Here is a 26,346-nt window from a genome sequence, read left to right as displayed (position 1 = left end):
TATGACAAAAGCACACGTTAACAAGTTGGATAGCGAAACGTTATCAGCATTACTTGACGGCGAACAACAACTTGCAGAGGGTAAAATTTCTGATCAGGATGTTGCAACGTTTGGTCGATATGCGCTAATTGGTGATGCGATGCGTGCTCAAAAAAATAACAACGACATACACATTGATATAAGCGATAACATTGCTTTGGCACTTGAAAGTGAGCCTGTATATGCTGATTTTACTCAATCAACATCTAAACAGAGTGAGCAAACCACTGTACAGCAAGATAACAAAGTGGTTGCTTTTAACTGGCGTAAACCAGTTGCTCAGCTAGCTATTGCCGCAAGTGTTGCGATGTTTGCTATTGTTGGTGTAAATACTTTACCGCAAGGTGCGGGCGAGCAAGAAAGTGAAATACCACTTTTACAAACTACGCCGCTAACAGGTATGGCATCGCCGGTAAGTTATTCATCGGAGCCGGCACTAGAAAATGCAGAACAAGGCTTACGTGAGCTACAACAGCAGCGCATTGGTGCATTAGTTTTAGAGCATCAACGTCAAGCACGTGTTGCACACTCTTTGCAAACAGCGCAAAATGGTGACAAAGCGCCAGAGGAAAAAAACTAATTAAATGAAAGTAATCACTTTTGTTCTGTCGTTAGTACTAAGCGTTAATGCTTTTGCTGACGACACAAACCCCGCCAAAGATTTACTACTTAAAATGGCGAATGCAGTGCATACCCGAAACTTTGACGCCTCTTTTGTGGTGGTTAAAGGCAAAGCCATGGAACCCTACCGTTGGGTGCATGCAAAGAAAGGTGAAACAGAGTTAGAGCATTTAAGTTTACTTAATGGTGCCGGCTTAGAAATGGTTAGAATTAACGACCAAGTCACCTACTTTGAGCCACAATCTCAACCTTATTCTATTAATACCGATTCAATTGCAGGGCCAATCCCTGAGGTGCTATTTAAAGATATAGAAGCTTTAAGTGCCCATTATGATTTTGTTTTAGGCGGAAAAGGGCGTATAGCAGGGCGTGCTGCACAGTTAGTTCGAATAGAATCAAAAGATGAATACAAATATAACTATTGGATTTGGCTTGATACCGAATCATCACTTCTACTAAAAGCGGCTTATGTTAATCATGAAGGCGAAGCGCTAGAGCAACTGCAGTTAACGCACATTAGCGTAACAGAGCAACCCGCGCCTATGATTTTAGAAGTGCTTAATCGTAACTTCCCAACTCCACTTCCTGGCAACGCACTAGATGGCGAAGAAAAAATTGCCACTAATTGGACGATAGGTTGGTTACCTAAAGGCTTTAAATTACTTAAATCAGACCGCCATAAACTTGATTTAAACAACGAACTTACCGACTATTATTTATACTCAGACGGCTTTGTTGAAATATCAGTTTTTGTGCAGCGCCCATTACCAGGCAGACGCTTGAGCGGGTCATTAACTTCTGGTGCAACGACAATTTATGTGCATAATGGCGGAAACTTTGATGTATCCGTTGTTGGTAATGTGCCAAGCCAAACCGCTAAGGCGATTGCAGAGTCGGTCACTCGCGCATTATAAACAATTCGTAAGGGTTGTTATGATTGAACAAACACTTACAGTGGTTGCCCTTGATGGAGCCACTGCCCACTTAGAAGCCCAGCAGAAAAAAGCCTGTGAAGGTTGCAATGGTCGCTGCGGCTCGCAGGTTTTTGCCAAACTTTTTGGCAGTGACAAAAAAACCTTTCCATATCAATTTGATAAGCCCGTTGAAGTAGGGCAAAAAGTGACACTTTCATTAGATGACTCTCATTTGGTTAAACATGCCTTTGCGGTGTACATGCTGCCGTTATTTTTGGGTTTGATGTTTGCGTTTATAGGTGCTGAATTACTACTTTTATCGCAGGGTTGGCAGATAATATTCGCCGCTTTTGGTGGTGTAGCTGGCTATTTTTTAGCTAAAAGCAAGGTGAAAACATTACAGCACGATATAAAAGTGATAAAAATTCATCCAATTAGCCTTCCTTTAACGCAAATAGATGGTGATTAAGGCCAATTAAATGTAAAATTGCCGTTTTATACCAGAGTAACTTGGAAATACAGGGTAGAGGCAATAAATTATTTTTAATAATTTAACACTCATTTGCAGCTTAATGCTGATGCTCAATAAGTATTTTCAAGTCACTCAGGTGTTCGTACTTAGTCCATTAAAATAGAAGTTTAGAATCCAGTTTATGAAGCATATCCGTAATTTTTCGATAATCGCCCATATTGACCATGGTAAATCGACCCTTTCTGATCGTCTGATCCAGGTTTGTGGTGGCTTAACAGACCGCGAAATGCAAAAGCAGGTTTTAGATTCAATGGACATTGAGCGTGAGCGTGGTATTACCATTAAAGCGCAAAGTGTAACGTTGAACTATAAAGCGAACGATGGCGAAACCTACCAGCTTAACTTTATCGATACCCCAGGACACGTTGACTTTACTTATGAAGTTTCGCGTTCTCTTGCGGCTTGTGAAGGCGCATTATTAGTAGTAGATGCTGGCCAAGGCGTAGAAGCCCAAACACTAGCTAACTGTTACACCGCAATAGAAATGGACCTAGAAGTAATACCTGTTTTAAACAAAATAGATTTACCGCAGGCCGATCCGCTTCGTGTTGCTGAAGAAATTGAAGATATTATTGGTATTGATGCCCTTGATGCTGTGCAGTGTAGTGCTAAAACGGGTGTGGGTATTGCTGAAGTACTTGAAATGATTGTAAAGGACATTCCGCCACCAGAAGGCGAGAAAGACGAACCTTTACAAGCGCTTATTATTGATTCGTGGTTTGACCCATACCAAGGTGTTGTATCACTAGTGCGTATAAAACACGGTGAATTACGTGCTGGCGATAAAATTAAAATAATGTCAAATGAGCATGTTCACACTGCTGATCACGTAGGTATTTTTACCCCTAAACAAACTAATACAGGTATTTTACGTACCGGCGAAGTAGGGTTTGTTATTGCAGGTATTAAAGAAATTCACGGTGCACCAGTTGGTGATACTATTACGCATCAAAAAAATGCAGCGCCAGCGCGCTTACCGGGCTTTCAAAAAATTAAGCCACAGGTTTATGCGGGTATGTTCCCAATCGCATCAGATGATTATGAATCGTTCCGTGATGCACTTAATAAATTAAGCTTAAACGATGCGTCGTTATTCTTTGAACCAGAGAACTCAACGGCACTTGGTTTTGGTTTCCGTTGTGGCTTTTTAGGTATGCTGCACATGGAAATTATTCAAGAACGTTTAGAGCGTGAATACGATATTGATTTAATTACCACCGCGCCTACTGTAATCTACGAAGTAGTAACTAAAGAAGGTACGACTCAGATTGATAACCCGTCTGATTTACCTGCTGTAAATGATATTTTAGAAATTCGTGAGCCAGTAGTTGAGGCTAACATACTAGTACCACAAGAGTTTTTAGGTAGCGTTATTACTTTGTGTGTTGAAAAACGTGGCATGCAAACCAAAATGAGCTATCACGGCAAGCAAGTAGCGGTAACTTATGAACTGCCTATGGCTGAAGTTGTGATGGACTTTTTTGATAAGTTAAAATCAACAAGTCGTGGTTTTGCCTCGCTTGATTACAACTTTAAGCACTTCCAAACCTCAGACATGGTACGTGTAGATATACTTATTAATGGTGAACGCGTTGATGCACTCGCTATTATTGTACACAGAGATAGCGCTCAATCACGTGGTCGTCAGCTTGCTGATGCATTAAAAGAGCTTATTCCGCGTCAAATGTTTGATATTGCGATTCAAGCTGCAATAGGACAACATGTTATTGCTCGTACTACTGTTAAACAACTACGTAAAAACGTAATTGCAAAGTGTTACGGTGGTGACGTAAGTCGTAAGAAAAAGCTACTTCAAAAGCAAAAAGATGGTAAAAAACGAATGAAGCAATTGGGTAACGTTGAAGTTCCTCAAGAAGCGTTTCTAGCTATTTTGAAAGTTGGTAAATAAAAACAAAGGATTATAGATGGCTGGTTATTTTTCAGTTTTATTGGTGATATTAACGTTAGGCTCAGGTTTAATATGGTTAATTGACCACCTAATGTATGCGCCAAAAAGGCAAGAACGTTTGGCACTTGCACAGACCTCAGCCGGTGGCCAGCTTGATGAAGATACTGCGGCTTTAATAGCGCCTGAGCCTGTAATTACTGAAACTGCTAAGTCGATTTTTCCGATGATTGCAGCTATTACTATTTTTAGGTCGTTTATTTTTGAACCATTTCAAATACCATCTGGTTCAATGATGCCTACACTGTTAGTGGGTGACTTTATTTTAGTACAAAAGTATTCGTACGGCGTTAAAGACCCTGTATGGCGAAGCCAATTAGTTGATGTAGGTGAGCCAGAGCGTGGTGATATTGTTGTTTTTAAATACCCGCTAGACGAAAGAGTCGATTATATTAAACGTGCTATAGGTTTACCGGGCGATAAAATTGTTTATCGTGATAAGCGTTTGTATATTCAACCTAACTGTAAAGAAGGAGAAAGCCAACAGGGTGATCTTCTTTGTAATGAATTCAATAAAATTGATTTTAAATTAATTAATGATAATGAATTTAAACAAGGCCAAATGTCGCTTGCCCGTGTAAATGAAGATTTAACGACACTAAAGCACGACATTTTAATCAACCCACGCGCCCCTGAGCGAAAAGGGCGTTACTATCAGCAACCAGGTACACCTTCGGATGAATGGACTGTGCCAGCTGATCATTACTTTATGATGGGTGATAACCGCGACAACAGCCAAGATAGTCGCTTTTGGGGCTTTGTACCAAAAGAAAACTTGGTGGGTAAAGCTGTCTTTATATGGATGAGTTTTGAATTTGAAAATGGCCCAGATGATATTTTACCAGGATGGGTTCCAACTGGTGTTCGTTTTGAACGCCTAGGTAATATTCAGTAACAATGAAAAAAAATGTAACAGAATTATATAACAGAATTGGCTACGAATTTGCTGATCAAGGTTTACTTGAACAGGCAATGACGCACCGCAGTCACAAAGGTCAACACAACGAGCGCTTAGAGTTTTTAGGCGATTCAATTTTGAGTTTTGTTATTGCAAATGCATTGTACGACAAATTCCCAAAAGCCAGAGAAGGCGACTTAAGCCGTATGCGCTCTACACTTGTACGCGGTCAAACGCTGGCTGAATTTGGGCTTGAGTTTGGTTTGGGCGATTACTTACGCTTAGGTCCAGGCGAGCTTAAAAGTGGCGGCTTTAGACGTGAATCTACACTTGCTGATGCCGTAGAAGCAATTATTGGTGCTGTGTTTTTAGACTCAGATATCGACCGTTGTGGTGATTTAATTTTAGCGTGGTACGAATCTCGACTTGATGCTATTTCACCAGGGCTTAATCAAAAAGATCCGAAGACCCTGCTGCAAGAGTATCTACAGGCCCGTAAATTATCTTTACCAGGCTACACAGTTGTTGATACCAAAGGCCAAGCGCATAATCAAACGTTCACGGTTGAATGTATAGTTGAAGGTATGGATAGCATTATTTCTGTTGGTAGCTCGCGCCGCAAGGCCGAACAAAAAGCTGCTGAAAAAGCATTGAAGATACTTAAAAATGAATCTTGATACCTTAATACAGCCTCATGAAGGCGAAATTGATACATTTTGTGGCATGGTTGCCATTGTTGGTCGCCCTAATGTAGGTAAATCAACTTTGCTTAATGAAATTATTGAGCAAAAAGTGAGTATTACTTCTCGTAAGCCACAAACAACTCGCCACCGTATTATGGGTATTCATACCGAAGGACAGCACCAAGCTGTTTATATAGATACACCAGGCCTACACGTTGAAGAAAAACGTGCCATTAACCGTTTAATGAACCGTGCAGCGTCTAGTTCAATAGGTGATGTTGAGCTTATTATTTTTGTTGTAGAAGGCACTCACTGGAATGCCGATGACGAAATGGTACTAAACAAAGTATCGCAAAGTGGTAAGCCTGTTTTACTTGTTATTAATAAAATTGACCAAGTAAAAGATAGAGACCTCGTACTACCGCACATGAAAATGCTTGGCGATAAGTTTGATTTTATTGGCATTATGCCGGTTTCGGCAACCCAAGGTAAAAATGTTGATTTAATTAAAGCAGAAGTAACCAAACGTTTACCGCCGTGCGAGTTTTATTTTCCTGATGACTATGTAACCGACCGCTCAATGCGTTTTATGGCGGCAGAAGTAATCCGTGAAAAGCTAATGCGTTTTATGGGTGAAGAACTACCGTACTCAGTAACTGTAGAAATAGAGCAGTTTAAATGGCAAGAAAACGGGGTATGGCATATCAATGGTTTAATTCTTGTTGAGCGTGAAACGCAAAAACGCATGGTAATTGGTAATAAAGGTGAAAAGCTTAAAGTTATCGGCCGTGAAGCGCGTAAAGACCTTGAAGAAATGCTCGATAATAAGGTGTTTTTAGAGTTGTGGGTTAAAGTTAAGTCGGGTTGGGCAGATGATGAACGTGCCCTAAGAAGCTTAGGTTATGGCGAAGATTAAACCCCATTTAGCCAATTAATATGGATAGCGACTTCTACACTGCGTACTTGTTACATCGGCGTCCTTATAGTGACTCCCAAGTAATGCTTGATATGCTGGTAGAAGGCGTTGGCCAGCTTAGAATGCTGGCGCGAACTAGTGGTCGCCAGGCCACTAAACATAAAGCACAACTTCAGCCGTTTCAGGCACTGCTTGTTCATTACAGTGGCAAGTACGAATTAAAATATATTAATAAATTTGAACTACATGGTAATCCTTTATATTTGACCAAGGATAAGCTTTACTGTGGTTTTTATTTAAACGAGCTGACTAATCGTATAGTGCCAGTAAATGAGCCGCTTGAACAAGTATTCGAACTTTACAAAACTCACCTCGAAAACCTCAACACCGATGTTGATTTACAGTCAGTGCTGCGTTCGTACGAGTTTCAACTATTAGAGCTTTTAGGTTATGGCGTTGATTTTAGTTATGATGCCAGTGGTGAGCCAATTGACGAAAAGCAAACGTATAGTTACTTTCCTGAACTGGGTTTTTTAGTGCAGCAAGATACGCGCTCAGGCTTTAGCGGCGCGCAGCTACAAGCTATTGCTAATCATGATTTTAGCCAAAGTGATGTGCTTTATATGGCTAAACAATTAAGCCGTTATTTATTAAAACCTTTACTGGGTAATAAACCATTAAAAAGCCGTGAATTATTTATGGCCTCTCAATAAACATAATTTTACAGGTAACAAAATGAAAGACATTCTTTTAGGCGTAAACGTTGATCATATTGCAACGCTTCGCCAAGCACGTGGTACAACTTACCCAGATCCAGCCCATGCAGCCAGCGTTGCTGAACATGCTGGCGCCGACGGTATCACAATTCATTTACGTGAAGACAGACGCCATATTCAAGACCGCGACGTTTATGTTATGGCTAAAACGATTCAAACTCGTATGAATCTTGAAACCGCTGTTACCGATGAAATGATAAGCATAGCGCTAGAGGTAAAACCAGAATACGTATGCTTAGTGCCTGAAAAACGTGAAGAGCTCACAACCGAAGGCGGCCTAGATGTAGCCGGTAATATTGAAAAAATTAAAGCCGCGACTAAAACGCTTACTGATGCAGGTATTAAAGTATCACTATTTATAGATGCCGATAAAACTCAGCTAGATGCAGCGAAAGAATGTGGTGCACCCTATGTAGAAATTCATACCGGTGCGTATGCTGATGCAACCAACGATGATGAGCTGAGCAAAGAACTTGAACACATTCGCGAAGGTGTTAAATACGCTGCAAGCTTATGCCTTATTGTGAATGCAGGGCACGGGCTTCACTATCATAATGTGAAACCAATAGCGGCTATGCCGGAAATTTACGAGCTAAATATTGGCCATGCTATAATTGCACGCGCTGCTATAGATGGGCTTGATAAGGCCGTACGCGATATGAAGCGGTTAATGATTGAAGCAAGAATCTAGCCTTCAACTATTACTTAAATACTTTAAAAGCGCAGTGATTACTGCGCTTTTTGTTTACTAACGTACAAATATTATCTTTGCTGCTCAGTAACGCTTGCATCAGCCATTAAGTTTTCAAGCTCATCTTGTAGTTCAAATAACTCAGGTTCAACGTTATCAAGCACACATTCGCTTTTAAGCGATGTTTCGATTGTTTCTGCAAGGGATTTAAGTTTAGGTACCCCTGTATAACAGCAAGCACCGTGAAACTTATGGACAACACTTAATACTTTTTCACAGTCGTTACTTTCAACGGCTTCATTTAGTTGCGAGAGCATTTCCGGCACGCTTTGAAGCAGCATATTAAGCATCTCAAGCGCAAGCTCGCCTTTGCCACCGGCACGTTGCAGCGCAAGCGACCAATCTAAACAATTACTTTTAAATGGAGCAGGGCTTTGCGGTGCCTCACTTTTTACTTTATCGCGGCTTACGGGTGATTGCGGGCTATGGTCGCAAATAATTTGGCTTAACATATCCTCATCAATCGGCTTAGTTAAATACCCTTTAAAGCCATCTTTTAAAAGCTGCTCTTTTTCACTGTGCAAGGCATGGGCGGTTACGGCAATAATAGGAGTGTCTTCGTTTAATGACGACTCTTTAATTAGTTTACAGGCGGTAATGCCATCCATTATAGGCATTTGTATATCCATAAAAATAACATCGTATTTATGGCTCTTACATAGGCTGTAGGCTTGTGAGCCATTATATGCTGTGTCTATTTGCTCGACCTGATCTTTTAATAATGTACAAATAAGTTTTAAATTTGCATCGTTGTCATCAACAACAAGTACCTTTAATGGCAGTAAGGTTTGATCGCTAGGCTCAATATTTAAAGTTGGGTGATCAAGCCTATAAGGCGCGGCAAGTACTTCGCATAATTTACGATGGTTAAGTGGCTTGCTTAAACACGCGTCAGCGCCGCTGCCAATAAAGGCTTCACGCATGTTATGTGACACAGTATTAAGCATTAAGTATAAATAGTCGCATGATTCGCGAACTGTTTTTACATAGCCTTTTAGTCGTTGCATATCGTCAACAGATGCCATATCACCAATAATACAAATATCGTACTTAAACACTTTATGCTTAATGGCATCTAAAAACGCAGCTTCGTTAAAACACGCGGTTACAACCGCTTCCCATTCGTTGAGCACCGAAAGCACTGAGTGGTGGGTATGCTCGTGTGGTTCTAAATATAATATGCGTTTACCAATGAGCGACTTAGTTGGCAGGTCGCTGCTAAAAGTATGATCAGGAATTCTAAACACGCCATTAAAGGTAAAACAGGTGCCATTACCGGGTGCTGAGTTTAATGTAATTCGCCCACTCATAGCCTCAACTATGTGCTTGGTAATAATTAAACCTAAGCCCGTACCGCCAAATTTACGTGTAATAGATGAGTCAGCCTGTCCAAAGGCTGTAAATAGCGCATCTTGTTTATCCATAGGAATACCCACGCCAGTATCGGTCACTGAAACCAAAATAGAGGCACGCTCTTCATCTAATAAGCGGTAGCTTATATCAACTTTAATTGAGCCTTTTTCGGTAAACTTAATTGCATTACTTAATAGGTTTATAAGTACTTGTTTGAGGCGAGTAGGGTCGCCGGTTAAATCATCAGGCACTTGCGGATTGATATAAATAGACAGCTCAAGTTGTTTTTCATGCGCTGTTGGGGCCAACAAGGTCATTACCTCGTTAACACTATCGCGTAATTGAAACTGAATAGACTCAAGCTCCATAGCCCCAGCTTCTAATTTTGAAAAGTCTAAAATGTCACTAATAATTGTTAGTAGGCTATTTGCAGAAAGCTCTATGGTATCAAGGTAATCTTTTTGATGTTTATTAAGTGGCGTTTTATAAAGCTGGCGTGTAAACCCAATAACCCCATTAAGTGGGGTGCGTAATTCGTGGCTCATTTTTGCTAAAAAGTCAGACTTAACGCGGTTTGCGTCTTGCGCCTCTTTTTTGGCCATAGTTAATTGAATATTTGAGGTTTCGTATTGCTCTAAGGTTTCCCGGTAGTCACTGGTGGCCTGATCGATGTTTTTTTGCATTTCATCTTTTTGCATCACCATAGTGTGAGCAATGGTATTAAGCCCTTCTCTGAGCAACTCAAATTCACCCATCATATTATCATTTAAGCCCGTATCTCTTTTACCTTCAACTAGTTTATCGGTGGCAAGTACTAACTTATTAAGCGGGTTCATAAACATGCGGCTTAACTTTAGCGCTAAAATAGATGCAAGAATTAACGAAAACAAAATAACAATGCCGCTAATTAACACCGCGCGCTGCTGCCCTATAATGGCTTGGTCTTTATTAAGTTGTAAAATTACAGTGCCAAGGGGAGTTTGAAACTGATTTATATTCCACTTAGATGTAGGGGCTGAATGATTAAATATAGGGGTATAAAAAGTGATTAATTCTTCGGTCTTATTAATTTTTGTTGTGTGAAGGTCTTCTAATTGTTCTTTTTTTATTAGTTCATCAAATGAGCGGTGATAATTGCTGGTCATGATGAGTTGATTATTGGTATCAAAAATGGCGATAGATTTAATTGTTGGCGAGTGTTTATTGTGTGTATAGCTAATTAAACGGTTAAGTAACTTTTTGTTTTTTTCAAGCAGAGGCTGCTCTAACGCAATAGCTAATGGCTCAGAAATAGCGCTCCCTTGCTGATATAAAATTTCATCAAGCTCAATGTAACGATTTATTGTAAAATAGCCACCAAGAAGTAAACCAATGATCACCGTTGGGATCAGGGTTAAGGTTAAAACAGAATCGCGTAAGCCTAATTTGGTCATAATGGAAGTGTTATTATCATTATTAGTATGCATCGAGTATATACGGTTCACCACCTATTCTCAAAGCATCAGATCAGCTTACACGTTACACTAAATTTAAGGTAATGCCGCATGGCGCAAATTTTTAAAGCAAAGAAAAAGCCACTCAAACAGCAAACGCTAACACTTGATATAACTGCAATGGATCATCAAGGGCGCGGTGTAGCTAAACACAATAATAAAGTGTGCTTTGTAAGCGGTGCTTTAATGGGCGAAAAAGTAACGGCTAGCTTAATTGAAGACAAAGCTAAGTACAGCAGTGCTAAGCTTGTTAAAGTACTTAGCCCCAGTGATGCGCGCACCACTGCATTTTGTAAACATTACCACCAATGTGGTGGTTGTCAGTTACAACACCTTGAAATAAATCAGCAAGTGATTGAAAAACAAAATGCAGTAACGCAGCTGTTTAGTAAGTTTGCTAAATTAGACAATCTTAACTGGCAAGCCCCGTTATTAAGTAAGCCCACACATTATAGGCGCAGTGCCCGTATTGCCGTAATGTATGACAAAGCCATGAAAAAAGTACGTGTGGGTTACAGAGCAACGGGCTCCAAAAGTATTGTTAGTATTGATAAGTGTGATGTACTTAGCGAAGCCTTTAGTGATGTGTTTAACGTGTTTGACGAGCTTATTAATCAACACAAAGCGCTGCACAGTATAAGTCATCTGCAGCTGTGCCAAAATGAGGCGGGGAACTTTATTGTTATTCGCCATACTAAAGCGATAAGCGATGAAGCTAAAAGTTATGTACATAACATAGCTAATGCAAAGCAATGGTTAATTACATGGCAAGACCAAAGTGATGTTATTGAACACAATCACTTACCAACGCCTTATTATTTATTACCTAAATTTAATTTAAAATTTGAGTTTGGACTTGGTAACTTTATTCAAGTAAATGATGAGGTAAACCAAGCTATGTTACAACAGTCTGTAAGTTGGCTTAATTTACAGGGAAATGAGCAACTATTAGATTTATTTTGTGGTATTGGTAATTTTTCATTAGTGCTGGCAAAACAAGCTAAATCAGTTATTGGGGTAGAGGGGGTTGCATCGGCGGTTGCAATGGCGACGCAAAATGCGCAAACTAACTCTATTACTAATGCACAATTTCATTGTTTTGATTTAACACAAAAAATCGAAAAAGCACAATGGTTTAGTAAAGCACTTGATGTGCTGGTACTAGACCCTTCTCGTACAGGTGCAATGGCTGTTTTAGAGCAACTACCTTTAAAACAGTTTAAAACAATTTTATACGTCTCTTGCGACCCTGTCACTTTAGCCCGTGACAGTGCAATTATTTCGCAAGCAGGTTTTGAACTTACAAAAATTGGGCTAATGAATATGTTTCCGCATACTGGTCACATAGAAACAATGGCGTTATTTCAACGGAGGTAAAGCGTTTTATGGTCGCTACACGTCAATCACATCAGCAGGACGACACAGGTGACTTTGCTACAAGCCTAAAACAGTTAGCGTTATCGCAAGACAAAATAACGTTACTTAATAAAGCGCAAGCATTGTGTGTTAAATGTGACAACCAAGCCAGACAAAATACGGCAATAGAAATGGTCGAGATTTTAGCTGAGCTAAATTTAGATGCCGAGTCTCTTGCAACGGCATATTTAACCCATTACTACCTCAATGATTTAGTGGACCTTGAAACCGTAGAAGCGCAGCTGGGTAAAAATGTAGCTATGCTTTTAACAGGTGTGGCGCAAATGGCGACCATTAGCACCTTGTCGCACCAAGGTAAAGGCACTATGCAAGTAGACAACATTCGTAAAATGTTGCTTACCATGGTTGAAGATGTACGCGCTGTAGTTATTAAACTTGCTGAGCAAGTGTGTCATTTACGTAACGTAAAAGATGGCGACGAAGAAGAGCGCGTTATTGCCGCAAAAGAAACCGCGGATATTTTTGCCCCCCTAGCTAATAGGCTTGGAATAGGCCAGCTAAAGTGGGAACTAGAAGATTTATCGTTTAGGTACTTACATCCAGAAACCTACAAAAGCATAGCAAAACAGCTTGATGACAAGCGCCTTGCCCGCGAAGCCTATATGGAAGATATGGTTGAGCAAGTAAAAACGCGCTTAAGCGAAGCGGGTATCGACGCGCAAGTTTATGGCCGCCCTAAGCACATTTACAGCATTTATAAAAAAATGCAGCAAAAAAACTACGAATTTGACCAATTATTTGATATTCGCGCAATGCGTATTGTGGTTGAGCGCCTGCAGGACTGTTACGGCGCGCTAGGTATTGTGCACACTAATTGGCGCCACCTTAATAAAGAGTTTGACGACTACGTTGCAACACCTAAGCAAAATGGTTACCAGTCAATTCATACTGTGGTATTTGGCCCTGAGGGAAAAACCGTAGAAATACAAATACGCACCAGCGACATGCACCAAGATGCTGAGCTAGGTGTAGCTGCGCATTGGATGTACAAAGAAGGTGCATTACCAGGGCGTGGCTCAGGGTATGAGCAAAAAATTAGCTGGTTGCGTAAATTACTGCAATGGCAAGAAGAAGTGGTTGATGGGGGCGATTTAGCCGAAGAGCTTAAAAACCAAGTAGTAGAAGACCGCGTTTATATATTTACCCCAAGTGGCGATATTATTGACTTACCACTGGGGGCTACACCGCTTGATTTTGCGTACTACATTCACTCAAACGTTGGGCACAGATGTATTGGTGCTAAGGTATTTGGTAAAATAGTACCGTTTACGCATCAGCTAACAACAGGCGATCAAGTAGAAATACTGACTCAAAAGCAGCCAAATCCAAGCCGCGACTGGTTAAATCCATCTTTAGGTTATATTAAATCTTCTCGTGCAAGAGCTAAAATACATCACTGGTTTAAGCAGCTCGACCGCGATAAAAACCTAAGTGCGGGTAAAGAAATTCTCGACAATGAGTTACAAAAGCTCGATTTAACCTATAAAGATTTAGACCCAGCCATTAAGCGCTTTAACTTTAAAGAGCTCGATGACTTAATGGTTGCGATAGGGGCAGGCGATGTGCGCCTTAACCAAATGCTTAATTTTGTAAGTGACCGCACTGAAGAAGAGCCCGTTATTCGTTTTAAAGCGCCAAGCAAAGTAACCGGCGATAAAAACGGCATCGTGGTTGATGGCGTAGGTAGCTTAATGAGCCACGTGGCTAAGTGTTGCCGCCCAGTACCAGGGGATCAAATTATTGGCTATATAACCCAAGGCCGCGGTATTGGGGTGCACCGAGATGACTGCGATGCGTTTAACAACTTAAAAGAGCAACACCCAGAGCGTGTTATTTCTGTGAGCTGGTCTGATGAAATTAATGGCTCGTACGCGCTTAGCATTAGAATTGAAGCCAGCGACCGTTCAGGGCTTATTCGCGATATAAGCTCTGTACTTGCCAATGAAAAAGTAAATGTGATCAATATGAATGTAAATACAGTCGGGGCCGATCAACTCGCAGTATTTACAATGCAAATAGAGGTGCATGACTTATCAGGCACTAATCGTGTTTTATCTAAACTGCACCAAATAGAAGGTGTTCATAGTGCTAAGCGAAACCAATAAAATGGCTGATACCAACGCACTCGAGCAGCTTTTAATTATAATGCAAACACTTCGCGATCCTGAGGGTGGGTGCCCTTGGGATTTAAAACAAGACTTTAAATCTATTGTGCCACATACATTAGAAGAAGCGTATGAAGTTGCAGATTGCATTGAATCGGGTAATTTGCCAGAGCTTAAAAATGAGTTGGGTGACTTACTGTTTCAAATAGTGTTTTACGCACAACTTGCTAAAGAGCAAAACTTGTTTGATTTTAATGATGTAGTAGAGCAGCTTAATTGCAAGCTAACGCGACGCCACCCTCATGTATTTAATAACAAGCAAACATTAACTGATGAACAATTAGCAAAGCAGTGGCAAGCTATTAAAGCACAAGAACGGGCAGCAAAAATAAACCCAGTAGATGCGCCGCTTTGGCAAGATATTCCTGCCAATATGCCTGGGTTAAGCAAAGCAAAAAAAATTCAGCAACGCGTTGCCAGTTTAGGTTTTGATTGGCCTACTTATCATGGCGCGCTTGATAAAGTAAGTGAAGAAGTACTTGAAGTAAAAGAAGCGCTTGAACGCGACCCTTACTCACAGCACAGTGCAGAAGAAATTGGCGACTTATTATTTGCTACCGTGAACGTAGCTCGTCATGTTAAACGTGACCCTGAGCAACTAATAAGACAAGCAAACGATAAGTTTTCAGCGCGTTTTGAAAAGGTACAAGGCTACTTAATTGCAAAGGGTAAAAGCTTAGACACTGCCACACTTGAAGAAATGGACCAAGCTTGGGAAGCCATTAAAAAAGCGAAATAAGATTAATGTTAAATAATGCACATTTTTTGTGCGTGTAATCGCTATTTTTAGCTGGATTGCTCAGCACTGTTTTGGTACAATTTCGCCCCGTCTTGATGATATACCCAGAGTCTTTTTCTCGGGTGTTATATTCCTTTTAATTCCTGATATTCTAGGGTTCGCATGAGTACAAAATTTATCTTCGTTACTGGCGGGGTGGTTTCTTCGTTGGGTAAAGGTATTGCAGCAGCGTCATTGGCAGCTATTTTAGAGGCCCGTGGTTTAGATGTTACCATTTTAAAGCTGGATCCTTACATAAACGTTGACCCAGGCACAATGAGCCCAATTCAACACGGTGAAGTATACGTTACAGAAGACGGCGCCGAGACAGATCTTGATTTAGGTCACTACGAACGTTTTATTCGTACCAAAATGACCAGCCGCAACAACTTCACTCAAGGGCGTGTATACGAAGATGTACTTCGTCGTGAACGCCGTGGTGAATACTTAGGTGCAACCATTCAGGTTATTCCACACATCACAAATGACATTAAGCAACGTGTATACGACGGTGCTGAAGGTCATGACATTGCGATTGTAGAAATTGGCGGCACAGTTGGTGATATTGAATCACAACCATTTATTGAAGCAATTCGTCAGTTAGGTACTGAAATTGGCCGCGAACGCGCGCTATTTATTCACTTAACGCTAGTGCCGTTTTTAGGCCCTGCCGGCGAAGTAAAAACCAAACCAACACAGCACTCTGTTAAAGAGCTTCGCTCGGTAGGTATTCAGCCAGATATTCTTATTTGTCGCTCAGACCGTAAATTGCCTAACAATGAGCGTGCAAAGATTGCATTGTTCACAAACGTAGAAGAAAAAGCGGTTATTTCTCTTCCTGACGTAGACAGCATTTATAAAATTCCTGCGCTATTAAAATCGCAAGAGCTAGATAACTTTGTATGTCGTCGTTTCCATCTTGACGCGCCAGAAGCTGATTTAGTTGAATGGGAACAGGTTCTTTATCAAGAGTCTAACCCAACTGGTGAAGTTACTATTGGTATGGTTGGTAAGTACATTGAACTACCAGATGCATACAAATCAGTAAACGAAGCGCTAAAACACGCCGGCCTTAAAAACCGTTTGACCATTAATATTGAGTATGTTGATTCGCAAGACCTAGAAAGCAAAGGTGTTGAGTTACTATCTCATTTAGATGCTATTTTAGTACCGGGTGGCTTTGGCGGTCGTGGTGTTGAAGGTAAAATATTAGCGGCTAAATACGCACGTGAAAACAAAGTACCATACCTAGGTATTTGTTTAGGCATGCAGGTAGCACTTATTGAATACGCTCGTAATGTGGCAGGTTTATCTGATGCAAACTCAACGGAGTTTAATGCTAATTCTCAAGCGCCAGTAGTTGGCTTAATTACTGAATGGCTAGATGCTGAAGGTAACGTAGAGCTTCGTGATGAAAAATCAGACTTAGGTGGCACTATGCGTTTAGGCGCACAAAAATGTCATTTAACGCCGGGTTCTAAGGTGCATGAAGTGTACGGCAATACAGAAATTGTTGAGCGTCACCGTCACCGTTACGAAGTTAACAACAACTTTGTAGAGCAGTTAGAACAAGCAGGTTTAAGTTTTACTGGTTTATCAGAAGATAAAAAACTAGTAGAGATTATCGAAAACAAAGATCACCCATGGTTTATTGCCGCGCAATTCCACCCGGAATTTACGTCAACGCCACGCGATGGTCACCCGTTATTTGAAGGGTTTGTAGCAGCCGCTCATACTCATCAAAAAACGTCTTCGTAATTAAAAAAGGCCGTGCATATTGCACGGCTTTTTTGTCTAAAGGGCTGACTAATAGATATAAAACGTAGTAAAGTTAGCTGAACTCACCATTTTGGGAATATAGAGGAATCAAGATGTCAGAAATCGTAAAAGTAATTGGTCGCGAAATTATGGACTCGCGTGGTAACCCTACTGTTGAAGCTGATGTATATTTAGCTGATGGTTCTTGGGGCCGAGCAGCTGCTCCTTCAGGTGCATCTACAGGTACTCGTGAAGCATTAGAGTTACGTGATGGTGACAAAGCCCGTTACTTAGGTAAAGGCGTATTAAACGCAGTTGGTTTTATTAATAATGAAATCGCAGAAGCGCTTAAAGGCCAAAATGCACTAGAGCAAAGTGCTGTAGATAAAGTAATGCTAGATTTAGACGGCACTGAAAACAAAGAAAAACTAGGTGCAAATGCTATCTTAGCGGTATCGCTAGCTACTGCAAAAGCAGCGGCACAATTTAAAAAAGTTGAGCTTTACGAACACATTGCTGATTTAAACGGCACACCAGGTGTTTACTCTATGCCGCTTCCAATGATGAACATCATCAATGGTGGTGAGCACGCAGATAACTCTGTAGATATTCAAGAGTTTATGATCCAACCTGTTGGCGCTGCAAACTTCCGCGAAGGCCTACGTATGGGCGCAGAGGTATTTCATAGCCTTGCAAAAGTACTTAAAGCAGACGGCCATTCAACAGCGGTTGGCGATGAAGGTGGCTTTGCGCCAAACCTTGAGTCAAACGAAGCCGCTCTTGCTGCAATTAAAGTTGCTGTTGCAAACGCAGGTTACGAGTTAGGTAAAGACATTACGCTTGCTATGGACTGTGCTGCATCTGAGTTTTACGACAAAGAAGCAAATATTTACGACCTTAAAGGTGAAGGTAAAAAATTCACTTCAGAAGAGTTCAACTTCTTCTTACAAGAGCTTACACAGCAATACCCAATTGTTTCAATTGAAGATGGCTTAGATGAGTCTGATTGGGACGGCTTTGCGCATCAAACTAAACTAATGGGTGATAAAATCCAATTAGTAGGTGATGACTTATTTGTAACAAATACTAAGATTTTAAAACGTGGTATCGACAACGGTATTGCTAACTCTATCTTAATTAAATTTAACCAAATTGGTTCACTAACTGAAACGTTAGCAGCAATCAAAATGGCAAAAGATGCTGGCTTTACAGTTGTTATTTCGCATCGTTCAGGCGAAACAGAAGACGCAACAATTGCTGATTTAGCGGTAGGTACTGCGGCGGGTCAAATTAAAACGGGTTCATTGAGTCGTTCTGACCGTGTTGCAAAGTACAACCAACTTCTTCGTATTGAAGAAGCGCTTGGTTCAAAAGCACCTTACAACGGTCTTAAAGAAGTTAAAGGTCAGTAATTACTGCTCTTTACTTTAAGGTTATAAAATCCTCGCTCAGGCGGGGATTTTTTATGCCAGTTACTCTTATAATAGGAGACCTGAGTAGGCTTTCTAATGTGCGTATTTAGTAAAATGAGCACACTTAAAGCTTTTAATACTTACGTGTAATTAAAGCTGAAACTGCTGCTTTAAAATCTCACCCGTAAAACTGGTTTTTAAATAAAAACCACGGGGTAGGGTTTTTATAATTTGACCATTTGGGCCAATAGCATCAGTAACCACTTTGCTGTTAGCTGCTTTTGGCCTTATTTGAATTGCATCCCCTAAGTGACCAGATATCTCATCTACTCGCCCAAGTGCAATTAACTCCATTTGTTCTTCCCAGTCACGCTGTAATAGCGCATCTTGCTCAGGTGTTGGTTGCCACAAAAAGCCGCTACCTATAGTTCTGTCAAACGGGGCTATATCTCGCTCACTTAGTATGGGTAACCATAAAACATGATTTAGCTTTTTACGCACTGCACTCGTATGCCAGGTCATACCCGTTACATTTATAAGGGGTGTTACCGATACAAACGTGGTTTCTAGTGGTTTGCCTTTATAGGAAATAGGCAAGGTTTTAAGCTCAATGCCTAAATCTTCAAAGTCGGGAAGGGGTTTTGAGCCTGCCGTAGCGCCTAACACGTATTCAATTAATTGCCCCGTCCAGCCTTTTTCACGTAATAGGTCATCGGGAGTTTTAAAGTTATATTGCGATGCTAATTGGCCAAGTGTTAAGCCAGCAATAGCATTTACACGCTGCATTAAGTCATTAATTGAATAGGGTTTTGTTGGTCGCACGCTACTGATTTACCTTGAATTATTAACAATGCCATGATAGCAAAATCGCACGAACGTGGATATCTTTGCTTTTGGTTGTTTTTTGTACTTGGTGTGTGCGGTGCAATTTTACACAACTGAAAAAGCAGCGAATAAGGCGTAAGTGACTGACTCGCATTGATATTTTTGAATTTAGTGTTCAGCTATAATTAAGTTAACAAATACTATTTGGGATAAATACAACTATATAAACATGTTTATCCACAGAATCTGTGGAGAAAGCGAAGTTTTAGATCTGCTATTGTGGACTTGTTTGCAAAATAGCCTTGTTTACTAAAAGTTATACACAAGCTGTGAGTAAATGGCACTAAACATAATAATCAAGACATAGCTTTGCTTTTTTTATTAAAAGTTGCGTAAATTATGGGTTATTTTATACCTTAAGTTCAAAAGCATTAATTTAACGTGTTGATATTAAGTAGTTATGCACAGTATAAATATTAAACTTGCCCCTAGTTGGGGATAATAGTGTTTGCCGAATTGCAGCTAATGTGGAACAATCATTAAAAATCGACTTACAAATGAGGCACTAAGGTGATTGATGCCGAAGGTTTTCGTGCCAATGTCGGAATTGTAATTTGCAATAATCAGGGACAGGTTTTTTGGGCTAGACGTTATGGTCAGCATTCTTGGCAATTTCCCCAAGGCGGTGTTGATGATGGTGAAACACCAGAACAAACCATGTACCGTGAATTACACGAAGAAGTAGGTTTGCGACCAGAAGATGTAGAAATAGTCGCAAGCTCAAAACATTGGTTACGCTATAAATTACCCAAACGCTTAATTCGCCGCGACTCTAGTCCGGTGTGCATTGGGCAAAAACAAAAATGGTTTTTATTAAAGCTGCGCTGTAAAGACGAAGATGTAAACTTATTAAAAACCCATCATCCTGAATTTGATGATTGGCGCTGGGTGAGTTACTGGTACCCAGTTAGACAGGTTGTATCGTTTAAACGCGATGTATACAGACGTGTTATGAAAGAGTTTGCACCTTATGCAATGCCCTTTAATAAAAGAGAACATCATAAAGATCAGTGGCGACATAAAAGGTAGCAACATAATTATAAAATAAGGAGCAGATAATGCTGGCTACACTCAGAACTATTGCTGAGTCTGTTTCGCAACAAGCGAATTTAGACAGTGCCTTAGTGTGCTTTGTGAAAATGGTGAAAGACGCCATGAAAACCCAGTGCTGCTCTATTTATTTTGCAGATTACAGCCAAGACAATTTTGTACTTATGGCAACCGAAGGGCTAAACCCCGATGCGGTAGGTAAGTTTAGAATTGGCTTTACCGAAGGTTTAGTTGGCTTAGTGGCGCAGCGAGAAGAGCCCATTAATATTGCTTTTGCTAAGTCTCACCCGCGTTTTAAGCTCTCCCCCGAAGTAAACGAAGAAGGCTACAATGCTTTTTTATCTGTGCCAGTGGTACATCAAAAAAAGGTATTGGGCGTTATTGTTGTGCAACAAAAAATGGCCCGTGTTTTTAGCCAAGACGAAGAGTCTTTTTTAATAACGCTCTCTGCACAGCTTGCATCGCAACTTGCTCACGCAGAAATTAAAGAATTACTACGACAAGATGAATCATCACATCAAACCTCTGTATTAAAAGGGGTATCAAGTGCGCCTGGTATTGGCATTGGCCAAGCCTTTGTTGTATTACCAAAGCTTGACTTTAAATCAATAGAGCTTAAAAAAGATGCCGATAGTACAGAGCAGCGAAGGCTTTTTACTCAAGCTGTAGCTGCGACGCGCAAAGAATTTAATACACTGTCTATGACGCTAAGTGACTCGATCCCTCGAGAGGCGCTGGCTGTTTTTGATGTGTATCAGCAATTACTCGATGCTAAAAGTTTGGGCCAAAATGTTGAGGTGCAGTTACAAGAAGGTTGGTGCGCTAAAAGCTCTTTAAAAATAGTTATTGAGCGTTTAATTTCTCAATTTAACGCAATGCAAGACCCTTATATTAAAGAGCGAGCCGTTGATGTAAAAGACATTGGGTTAAGGGTATTACATCACCTTGTTAATACTGAGCATGCTGTAAAAGATTACCCACCTAATACCATTTTGATTGCCAACACGTTAACACCCGCTATGCTTGCTGAAGTGCCAAATGGCCATTTAGCCGGAGTAGTGAGTGTAAATGGCTCAGCCAATAGCCATGCCTCTATATTAACCCGTGCTATGGGTATTCCTGCAATTTGGGGGATTGAAGATTTACCATTATTACAGTTTGATGGTAAACCTATGATATTAGATGCATTTGCAGGGCGTTTGTATATTTCTCCTTCACAAGTGCTGCTCGATGAATACGCACAATTAAAGCATCAAGATAACCTTTTAAATAACCGCTTTTTAGCTGAGCAAAGCGCGCAGTCAGTTACTTTAGATGGTGAGCAAATAAACTTAATGTTAAATGCGGGGCTTGAACTTAATACCGAACAAAGTAGTGCGCATATTTGCGATGGTGTTGGGCTATATCGTACCGAAGCGTGGTTTATGCAAAAGGGGCAGTTTCCATCACAAACGGAGCAAGAAAACTGGTACCGAGAAGTTCTTAAAAGCTACCACCCAGCACCGGTTGTTATGCGTACGCTCGACATTGGTGGCGATAAAGTTTTAGATTATTTTAATATTACCGAAGAAAACCCCTTTTTAGGCTGGCGGGGCATACGTATAAGCCTTGATCACCCAGAGCTGTTTTTAGATCAGCTCAAAGCCATGTTAAAAGCCAACATGGGCTTGGGTAATTTAAAAATTATGCTGCCAATGATAAGCGGCACAGAAGAAGTAGACGAAGCGCTCGCTTTGTTTGAACAGGCTTATTTTGAATTAAGCGAAAAGTGCCCAAATCAAAAGTTAGAACGCCCCGAGGTAGGAATAATGCTTGAGGTGCCATCAAGTATATTTATGCTTGATGAGTGGGCTAAAAAGGTCGACTTTTGCTCTGTAGGGAGTAACGATTTAACGCAATATTTATTAGCGGTCGATCGTGCAAATGCCCGCGTGGCCCAGTTGTTTAACCCTTATCACCCGGGTGTTTTAAGAGTATTAAATAAAGTGGCTAATGAATGTAGCAAACACAGCTTACCTTTTAGTTTATGTGGTGAGCTTGGCGGTGAGCCCGAAGGGGCTATTTTACTTATAGCTATGGGTTACAGGCACCTAAGTATGAACTTATCGTCTTTAACCAAAGTTAAATGGATTTTAAGGCGTTTAAATATTAACGATATGCAGCAATTACTCGCAGAGTGTTTAGTGCAATCTAATGCAAAGCAAGTACTGCGTTTAACGCGCAACTTTATGATTGAACACCAATTAGGCGATTTGTTTTATACACCTAAATAATCATGTTGCAAAGATGCTATTCGCTTTATAATCCTTTAATATAGACGCACGAAAAGGTATTTGAGAACACTATGTATGACTTAGGTTTGCTGGTGGCTAGTTGTGCGCTACTTGGCTGTATTGTTGGCTTTTTAGCTGGTTTATTAGGAATCGGCGGAGGATTAATTATAGTCCCTGTTTTAACTAGCTTATTATTGGTGTTTGATGTTACCTCAGCTTCCCACGTTTTAGTTGTTTCAATTGCGACCTCACTTGCCTCTATTTTATTTACTTCGACGTCTTCAGCATTGGCTCATCATAAAAATGATAACGTGCCTTGGCAAATAGCCCCTTGGGTTATGACGGGCGTAGGCTTAGGCGCATTAATAAGTGGCTTTGCAGCAAGCCTCATTCCAGAACAAGTACTGCGTAGCGTATTTGCTATTAGTGTGGTTTTTATTGCGGGCAGAATGGTGCTCTCTACACGTAACAAGCCTATTGTTGACCACCCTTTACCTAAAGGGCCTATATTAGGTGGTATTTCGGCGCTGATGGGCGCACTTTCGGGTTTAATTGGTATTGGCGGCGGTGCACTCATTGTGCCTATGCTTAACTACTTCTCGGTTGATATTAAAAAGGCGATAGGGTGCGCATCAGCATGCGGCATTGTTATCGCGTTATTTGGTTCTATTGGTTATATAAGCGCAGGTTGGCGTGTAACCGATTTAGCCCACGGATTTGCCGGGTTTGTATATTTACCCGCATTATTTGGTATTGTAGTAACATCGTGGTTTGTGGCGCCTTTAGGGGCCAAAGCAACTCACTATTTACCTGTTAATATAATAAAGAAAATTTTCGCGGTGTTGCTTGTGCTCATCGCACTTAAAATGGTTTTTAGCTAAAGGTTTATTTTTATGGCACTTGAGTTTCCTCAAATTGATCCAATTATTTTTTCTGTTGGACCGCTAAGCGTACGTTGGTACGGTTTAATGTATTTAATTGGGTTTGCGTTTGCGATGTGGTTTGCCAATCGCCAAGCCGAAAAACCCAACTCTGGCTGGACTAAAGAGCAAGTAAGCGACTTACTTTTTTACGGAATGCTAGGGGTAATTCTGGGCGGGCGTATTGGCTATGTATTGTTTTATCAATTTAGTTATTTTTTAGAAAACCCGCTTTATTTATTTAGAATTGACCAAGGGGGTATGTCTTTCCACGGTGGTACGTTAGGTGTAATAACCGCTATTATACTATTTGCTAAAACACGTAAAAAATCATTATTTGCAGTGGGCGACTTTGTAGTGCCGCTTGTTCCTGTAGGCTTATTAGCAGGGCGTATAGGTAACTTTATAAACGGTGAGCTATGGGGTCGCGTAAGCGATGTGCCATGGGCAATGGTGTTTCCTACCGGTGGTCCTCTTGCACGCCATCCTTCGCAATTATACGAGGCCTTTTTTGAAGGTTTAGTGCTATTTTTAATCTTATTATGGTTTATTAAAAAGCCACGCCCAGCAGGCAGTGTAGCCGGTGTGTTTTTACTCGGTTACGGTGTGTTTAGATTTTGTATTGAATACTTCCGCCAACCTGATGCGCAGCTTGGACTGTTTGCTGACTTTATATCGATGGGGCAAATACTCTCGCTACCTATGATCATTGGTGGCTTAGGGCTACTAATTTGGGCGTATAAAAAACCACAACCTGTAACTGCAGCAAAGGCTTAGTAAGAACATAACATGAAACAATATTTAGAATTATGTCAGCGCATTGTTGACGAGGGTGTATGGGTAGAAAATAAGCGTACAGGTACACGCTGTTTAACGGTTATTAATGCTGATTTAGAATATGACGTTGCTAATAATCAGTTTCCGATGATCACTACGCGTAAAAGTTACTACAAAGCTGCTATAGCAGAGCTACTAGGTTACTTACGTGGTTATGATAGCGCTGCACAGTTTCGTGATATTGGGTGTAAAACATGGGATGCAAACGCCAACGATAATACCGCATGGCTCAATAACCCTAATCGCAAAGGCGATGACGACATGGGTCGCGTATATGGCGTACAAGGACGCGGTTGGCAACGACCTGATGGCTCAACGCTCGATCAGCTTGCTAAAGTCATTAATAACTTAAAAAATGGTATTGATGACAGAGGTGAAATAATTACCTTTTATAATCCGGGTGAATTTGAACTTGGCTGTTTGCGTCCATGTATGCATACACACACGTTTTCGCTGCTAGGTGATACATTGCATTTAACATCGTATCAACGCAGCTGTGATGTGCCACTTGGCCTTAATTTTAACCAAATTCAATGCTTTGTATTACTTGCATTAGTGGCTCAAATTACTGGCCATAAGCCTGGTAAAGCTTATCACAAAATAGCGAATGCTCATGTTTATGAAAATCAATTTGAGCTAATGCGTGATGTACAATTAAAGCGCGAGCCATTTGCATCACCACAATTAAAAATAAACCCAAATATTAAATCGCTAGAAGACATCGAAACATGGGTTACACGAGACGATTTTGAGGTTACAGGCTATCAATGCCACGAACCAATTCAATACCCGTTTTCAGTATAAAAAGATTAAGGAGAACAATATGAAAGCAGTGATCCCAGTAGCAGGCCTAGGTACGCGTATGTTACCTGCCACAAAAGCAATTCCTAAAGAAATGCTCCCTGTGGTAGACCGCCCACTTATTCAATACGTAGTTAATGAAGCCGTGGCAGCAGGTGTTAAAGAAATTGTACTTGTAACGCACTCAAGTAAAAATTCTATCGAAAACCACTTTGATACCAGCTTTGAATTAGAAGCCACACTAGAAAAACGCGTAAAGCGGCAATTACTTGCCGAAGTGCAGGCAATTTGCCCTAAAGACGTAACCATTATTCACGTACGCCAAGGCGAAGCTAAAGGCTTAGGCCATGCAATTAACTGTGCTGCGCCAATTATTGGCAACGAACCGTTTGTAGTTATTTTGCCAGACGTAATCGTTGACGACGTAGAAAGCGACCTCAAAAAAGATAATCTAGCAGAGATGATTGCTCGCTTTGAAGAAACTAAGCATAGCCAAATCATGGTTGAGCCAGTACCAATGGACGAAGTAGACAAGTTTGGTGTAGTTGATTTAGGCGACGTTGAGCTTCACCAAGGTGAAAGCTCGCCTATTATTAACATGGTAGAAAAGCCACCAGTAGATGAAGCACCTTCAAATCTATCGGTAGTAGGGCGTTATGTATTAAGCGAAAATATTTGGCCTTTACTTGCAAAAACACCACAAGGCGCTGGCAACGAAATTCAACTTACAGATGCAATTGCAATGTTAATGCAGCAAGAAAAAGTTGACGCTTACGCCATGAAAGGACGCAGCCATGATTGTGGTAGTAAAATAGGTTACTTAAAAGCAACGATTGAATTTGCTCTGCGCCGTGAAGAGTTTGCAGGTGAATTAAAAACGTTTATTAAATCGTTAATTTAAGATTTATTAAATTAAAGTATAAAGGCGCCTAAATTGGCGCCTTTTTTTGTGGTAATTTATTAATTAATGCATAAACTAATTTATTACATAAATAATAAGATTTGCGTTATAAGTAGAGATAACGTAATTTGTGTTGTAAAGTTTATGTTAATTGGCATTAAATTTGTATTAAAGGTCAAACTCATGG

At 40.6% G+C, this 26,346-nt stretch carries 22 protein-coding genes; 20 read left to right on the top strand and 2 right to left on the bottom strand.

Annotated features, from left to right (window positions below; translation table 11 throughout):
* The first annotated feature begins 1 nt into the window (after position 1).
* From PESP_RS12950 to pdxJ, 9 genes are all read left to right on the top strand, one after another.
* A complete protein-coding gene (locus PESP_RS12950; RefSeq protein ID WP_089348389.1) occupies positions 2 to 619 on the top strand; it encodes a sigma-E factor negative regulatory protein in 618 nt (205 codons plus the stop codon).
* Between the two features lie 4 nt (positions 620 to 623).
* Positions 624 to 1,574 carry a MucB/RseB C-terminal domain-containing protein gene (locus tag PESP_RS12945; RefSeq protein ID WP_089348388.1) on the top strand — a complete coding sequence of 317 codons (951 nt, stop codon included), beginning with the start codon at positions 624 to 626 and terminating at the stop codon, positions 1,572 to 1,574.
* 19 nt (positions 1,575 to 1,593) lie between these two features.
* Entirely contained in the window at positions 1,594 to 2,043 is a 450-nt protein-coding gene (locus PESP_RS12940) for a SoxR reducing system RseC family protein (RefSeq protein WP_089348387.1), read from the top strand.
* 184 nt (positions 2,044 to 2,227) lie between these two features.
* Positions 2,228 to 4,015: a translation elongation factor 4 gene (lepA, locus tag PESP_RS12935; RefSeq protein ID WP_089348386.1), complete on the top strand. Its 1,788-nt coding sequence runs from the start codon at positions 2,228 to 2,230 to the stop codon at positions 4,013 to 4,015.
* 16 nt (positions 4,016 to 4,031) lie between these two features.
* The gene (gene lepB / locus PESP_RS12930) at positions 4,032 to 4,967 is read left to right on the top strand and encodes a signal peptidase I (RefSeq protein ID WP_089348385.1); all 936 of its coding nucleotides are present in this window, start codon (positions 4,032 to 4,034) and stop codon (positions 4,965 to 4,967) included.
* Between the two features lie 2 nt (positions 4,968 to 4,969).
* Positions 4,970 to 5,647 (top strand): ribonuclease III, encoded by a 678-nt coding sequence (gene rnc / locus PESP_RS12925; RefSeq protein WP_089348384.1) that lies wholly within the window; start codon positions 4,970 to 4,972, stop codon positions 5,645 to 5,647.
* A complete protein-coding gene (gene era / locus PESP_RS12920) occupies positions 5,637 to 6,569 on the top strand; it encodes a GTPase Era (protein ID WP_089348383.1) in 933 nt (310 codons plus the stop codon). Before rnc ends, era begins: the two co-directional genes overlap by 11 nt.
* Positions 6,570 to 6,589: 20 nt before the next feature.
* Complete coding sequence (gene recO / locus PESP_RS12915) at positions 6,590 to 7,282, top strand: DNA repair protein RecO (RefSeq protein WP_089348382.1); 693 nt, start codon at positions 6,590 to 6,592, stop codon at positions 7,280 to 7,282.
* A gap of 22 nt (positions 7,283 to 7,304) precedes the next feature.
* Positions 7,305 to 8,036, top strand: coding sequence for a pyridoxine 5'-phosphate synthase (gene pdxJ, locus PESP_RS12910; RefSeq protein WP_089348381.1), 732 nt, complete (start codon positions 7,305 to 7,307; stop codon positions 8,034 to 8,036).
* Positions 8,037 to 8,107: 71 nt separating this feature from the next.
* Here pdxJ and barA read toward each other — a convergent pair whose 3' ends face one another.
* The gene (gene barA / locus PESP_RS12905; protein WP_089349171.1) at positions 8,108 to 10,882 is read right to left on the bottom strand and encodes a two-component sensor histidine kinase BarA; all 2,775 of its coding nucleotides are present in this window, start codon (positions 10,880 to 10,882) and stop codon (positions 8,108 to 8,110) included.
* Positions 10,883 to 10,993: 111 nt separating this feature from the next.
* Here barA and rlmD point away from each other — a divergent pair, with 111 nt between their 5' ends.
* From rlmD to eno, 5 genes are all read left to right on the top strand, one after another.
* The gene (rlmD, locus tag PESP_RS12900; RefSeq protein ID WP_089348380.1) at positions 10,994 to 12,319 is read left to right on the top strand and encodes a 23S rRNA (uracil(1939)-C(5))-methyltransferase RlmD; all 1,326 of its coding nucleotides are present in this window, start codon (positions 10,994 to 10,996) and stop codon (positions 12,317 to 12,319) included.
* A gap of 8 nt (positions 12,320 to 12,327) precedes the next feature.
* Entirely contained in the window at positions 12,328 to 14,484 is a 2,157-nt protein-coding gene (gene relA / locus PESP_RS12895) for a GTP diphosphokinase (RefSeq protein ID WP_089348379.1), read from the top strand.
* Position 14,485: 1 nt separating this feature from the next.
* Positions 14,486 to 15,283 carry a nucleoside triphosphate pyrophosphohydrolase gene (gene mazG / locus PESP_RS12890; RefSeq protein ID WP_089349170.1) on the top strand — a complete coding sequence of 266 codons (798 nt, stop codon included), beginning with the start codon at positions 14,486 to 14,488 and terminating at the stop codon, positions 15,281 to 15,283.
* Positions 15,284 to 15,445: 162 nt separating this feature from the next.
* Positions 15,446 to 17,080, top strand: coding sequence for a CTP synthase (locus PESP_RS12885; protein ID WP_089348378.1), 1,635 nt, complete (start codon positions 15,446 to 15,448; stop codon positions 17,078 to 17,080).
* A 113-nt stretch (positions 17,081 to 17,193) separates the two neighbouring features.
* Positions 17,194 to 18,492 (top strand): phosphopyruvate hydratase, encoded by a 1,299-nt coding sequence (eno, locus tag PESP_RS12880; RefSeq protein ID WP_089348377.1) that lies wholly within the window; start codon positions 17,194 to 17,196, stop codon positions 18,490 to 18,492.
* Between the two features lie 150 nt (positions 18,493 to 18,642).
* Here the strand turns inward: eno and mutH are convergent, their stop codons facing one another.
* Positions 18,643 to 19,314, bottom strand: coding sequence for a DNA mismatch repair endonuclease MutH (mutH, locus tag PESP_RS12875; protein ID WP_089348376.1), 672 nt, complete (start codon positions 19,312 to 19,314; stop codon positions 18,643 to 18,645).
* Between the two features lie 573 nt (positions 19,315 to 19,887).
* On the opposite strand from mutH, the gene rppH reads away from it, so the two are divergent.
* From rppH to galU, 6 genes are all read left to right on the top strand, one after another.
* On the top strand, positions 19,888 to 20,406 hold the full coding sequence (gene rppH / locus PESP_RS12870; protein ID WP_089348375.1) for an RNA pyrophosphohydrolase: 519 nt from the start codon (positions 19,888 to 19,890) through the stop codon (positions 20,404 to 20,406).
* 29 nt (positions 20,407 to 20,435) lie between these two features.
* Complete coding sequence (gene ptsP, locus PESP_RS12865; RefSeq protein ID WP_089348374.1) at positions 20,436 to 22,700, top strand: phosphoenolpyruvate--protein phosphotransferase; 2,265 nt, start codon at positions 20,436 to 20,438, stop codon at positions 22,698 to 22,700.
* Between the two features lie 71 nt (positions 22,701 to 22,771).
* Positions 22,772 to 23,581 (top strand): sulfite exporter TauE/SafE family protein, encoded by an 810-nt coding sequence (locus PESP_RS12860; protein ID WP_089348373.1) that lies wholly within the window; start codon positions 22,772 to 22,774, stop codon positions 23,579 to 23,581.
* A 12-nt stretch (positions 23,582 to 23,593) separates the two neighbouring features.
* Positions 23,594 to 24,397, top strand: coding sequence for a prolipoprotein diacylglyceryl transferase (lgt, locus tag PESP_RS12855; RefSeq protein WP_004586242.1), 804 nt, complete (start codon positions 23,594 to 23,596; stop codon positions 24,395 to 24,397).
* A 12-nt stretch (positions 24,398 to 24,409) separates the two neighbouring features.
* Positions 24,410 to 25,261 (top strand): thymidylate synthase, encoded by an 852-nt coding sequence (locus PESP_RS12850; protein WP_089348372.1) that lies wholly within the window; start codon positions 24,410 to 24,412, stop codon positions 25,259 to 25,261.
* A gap of 19 nt (positions 25,262 to 25,280) precedes the next feature.
* A complete protein-coding gene (gene galU, locus PESP_RS12845) occupies positions 25,281 to 26,159 on the top strand; it encodes a UTP--glucose-1-phosphate uridylyltransferase GalU (RefSeq protein WP_089348371.1) in 879 nt (292 codons plus the stop codon).
* The last annotated feature ends 187 nt before the right edge of the window (positions 26,160 to 26,346 follow it).

The sequence above is a fragment of the Pseudoalteromonas espejiana DSM 9414 genome (assembly GCF_002221525.1).
GTDB lineage: Bacteria > Pseudomonadota > Gammaproteobacteria > Enterobacterales > Alteromonadaceae > Pseudoalteromonas > Pseudoalteromonas espejiana.
The sequence above is the reverse complement of the archived record's forward strand: the minus strand, read 5'-3'. Positions and strand labels throughout refer to the sequence as shown.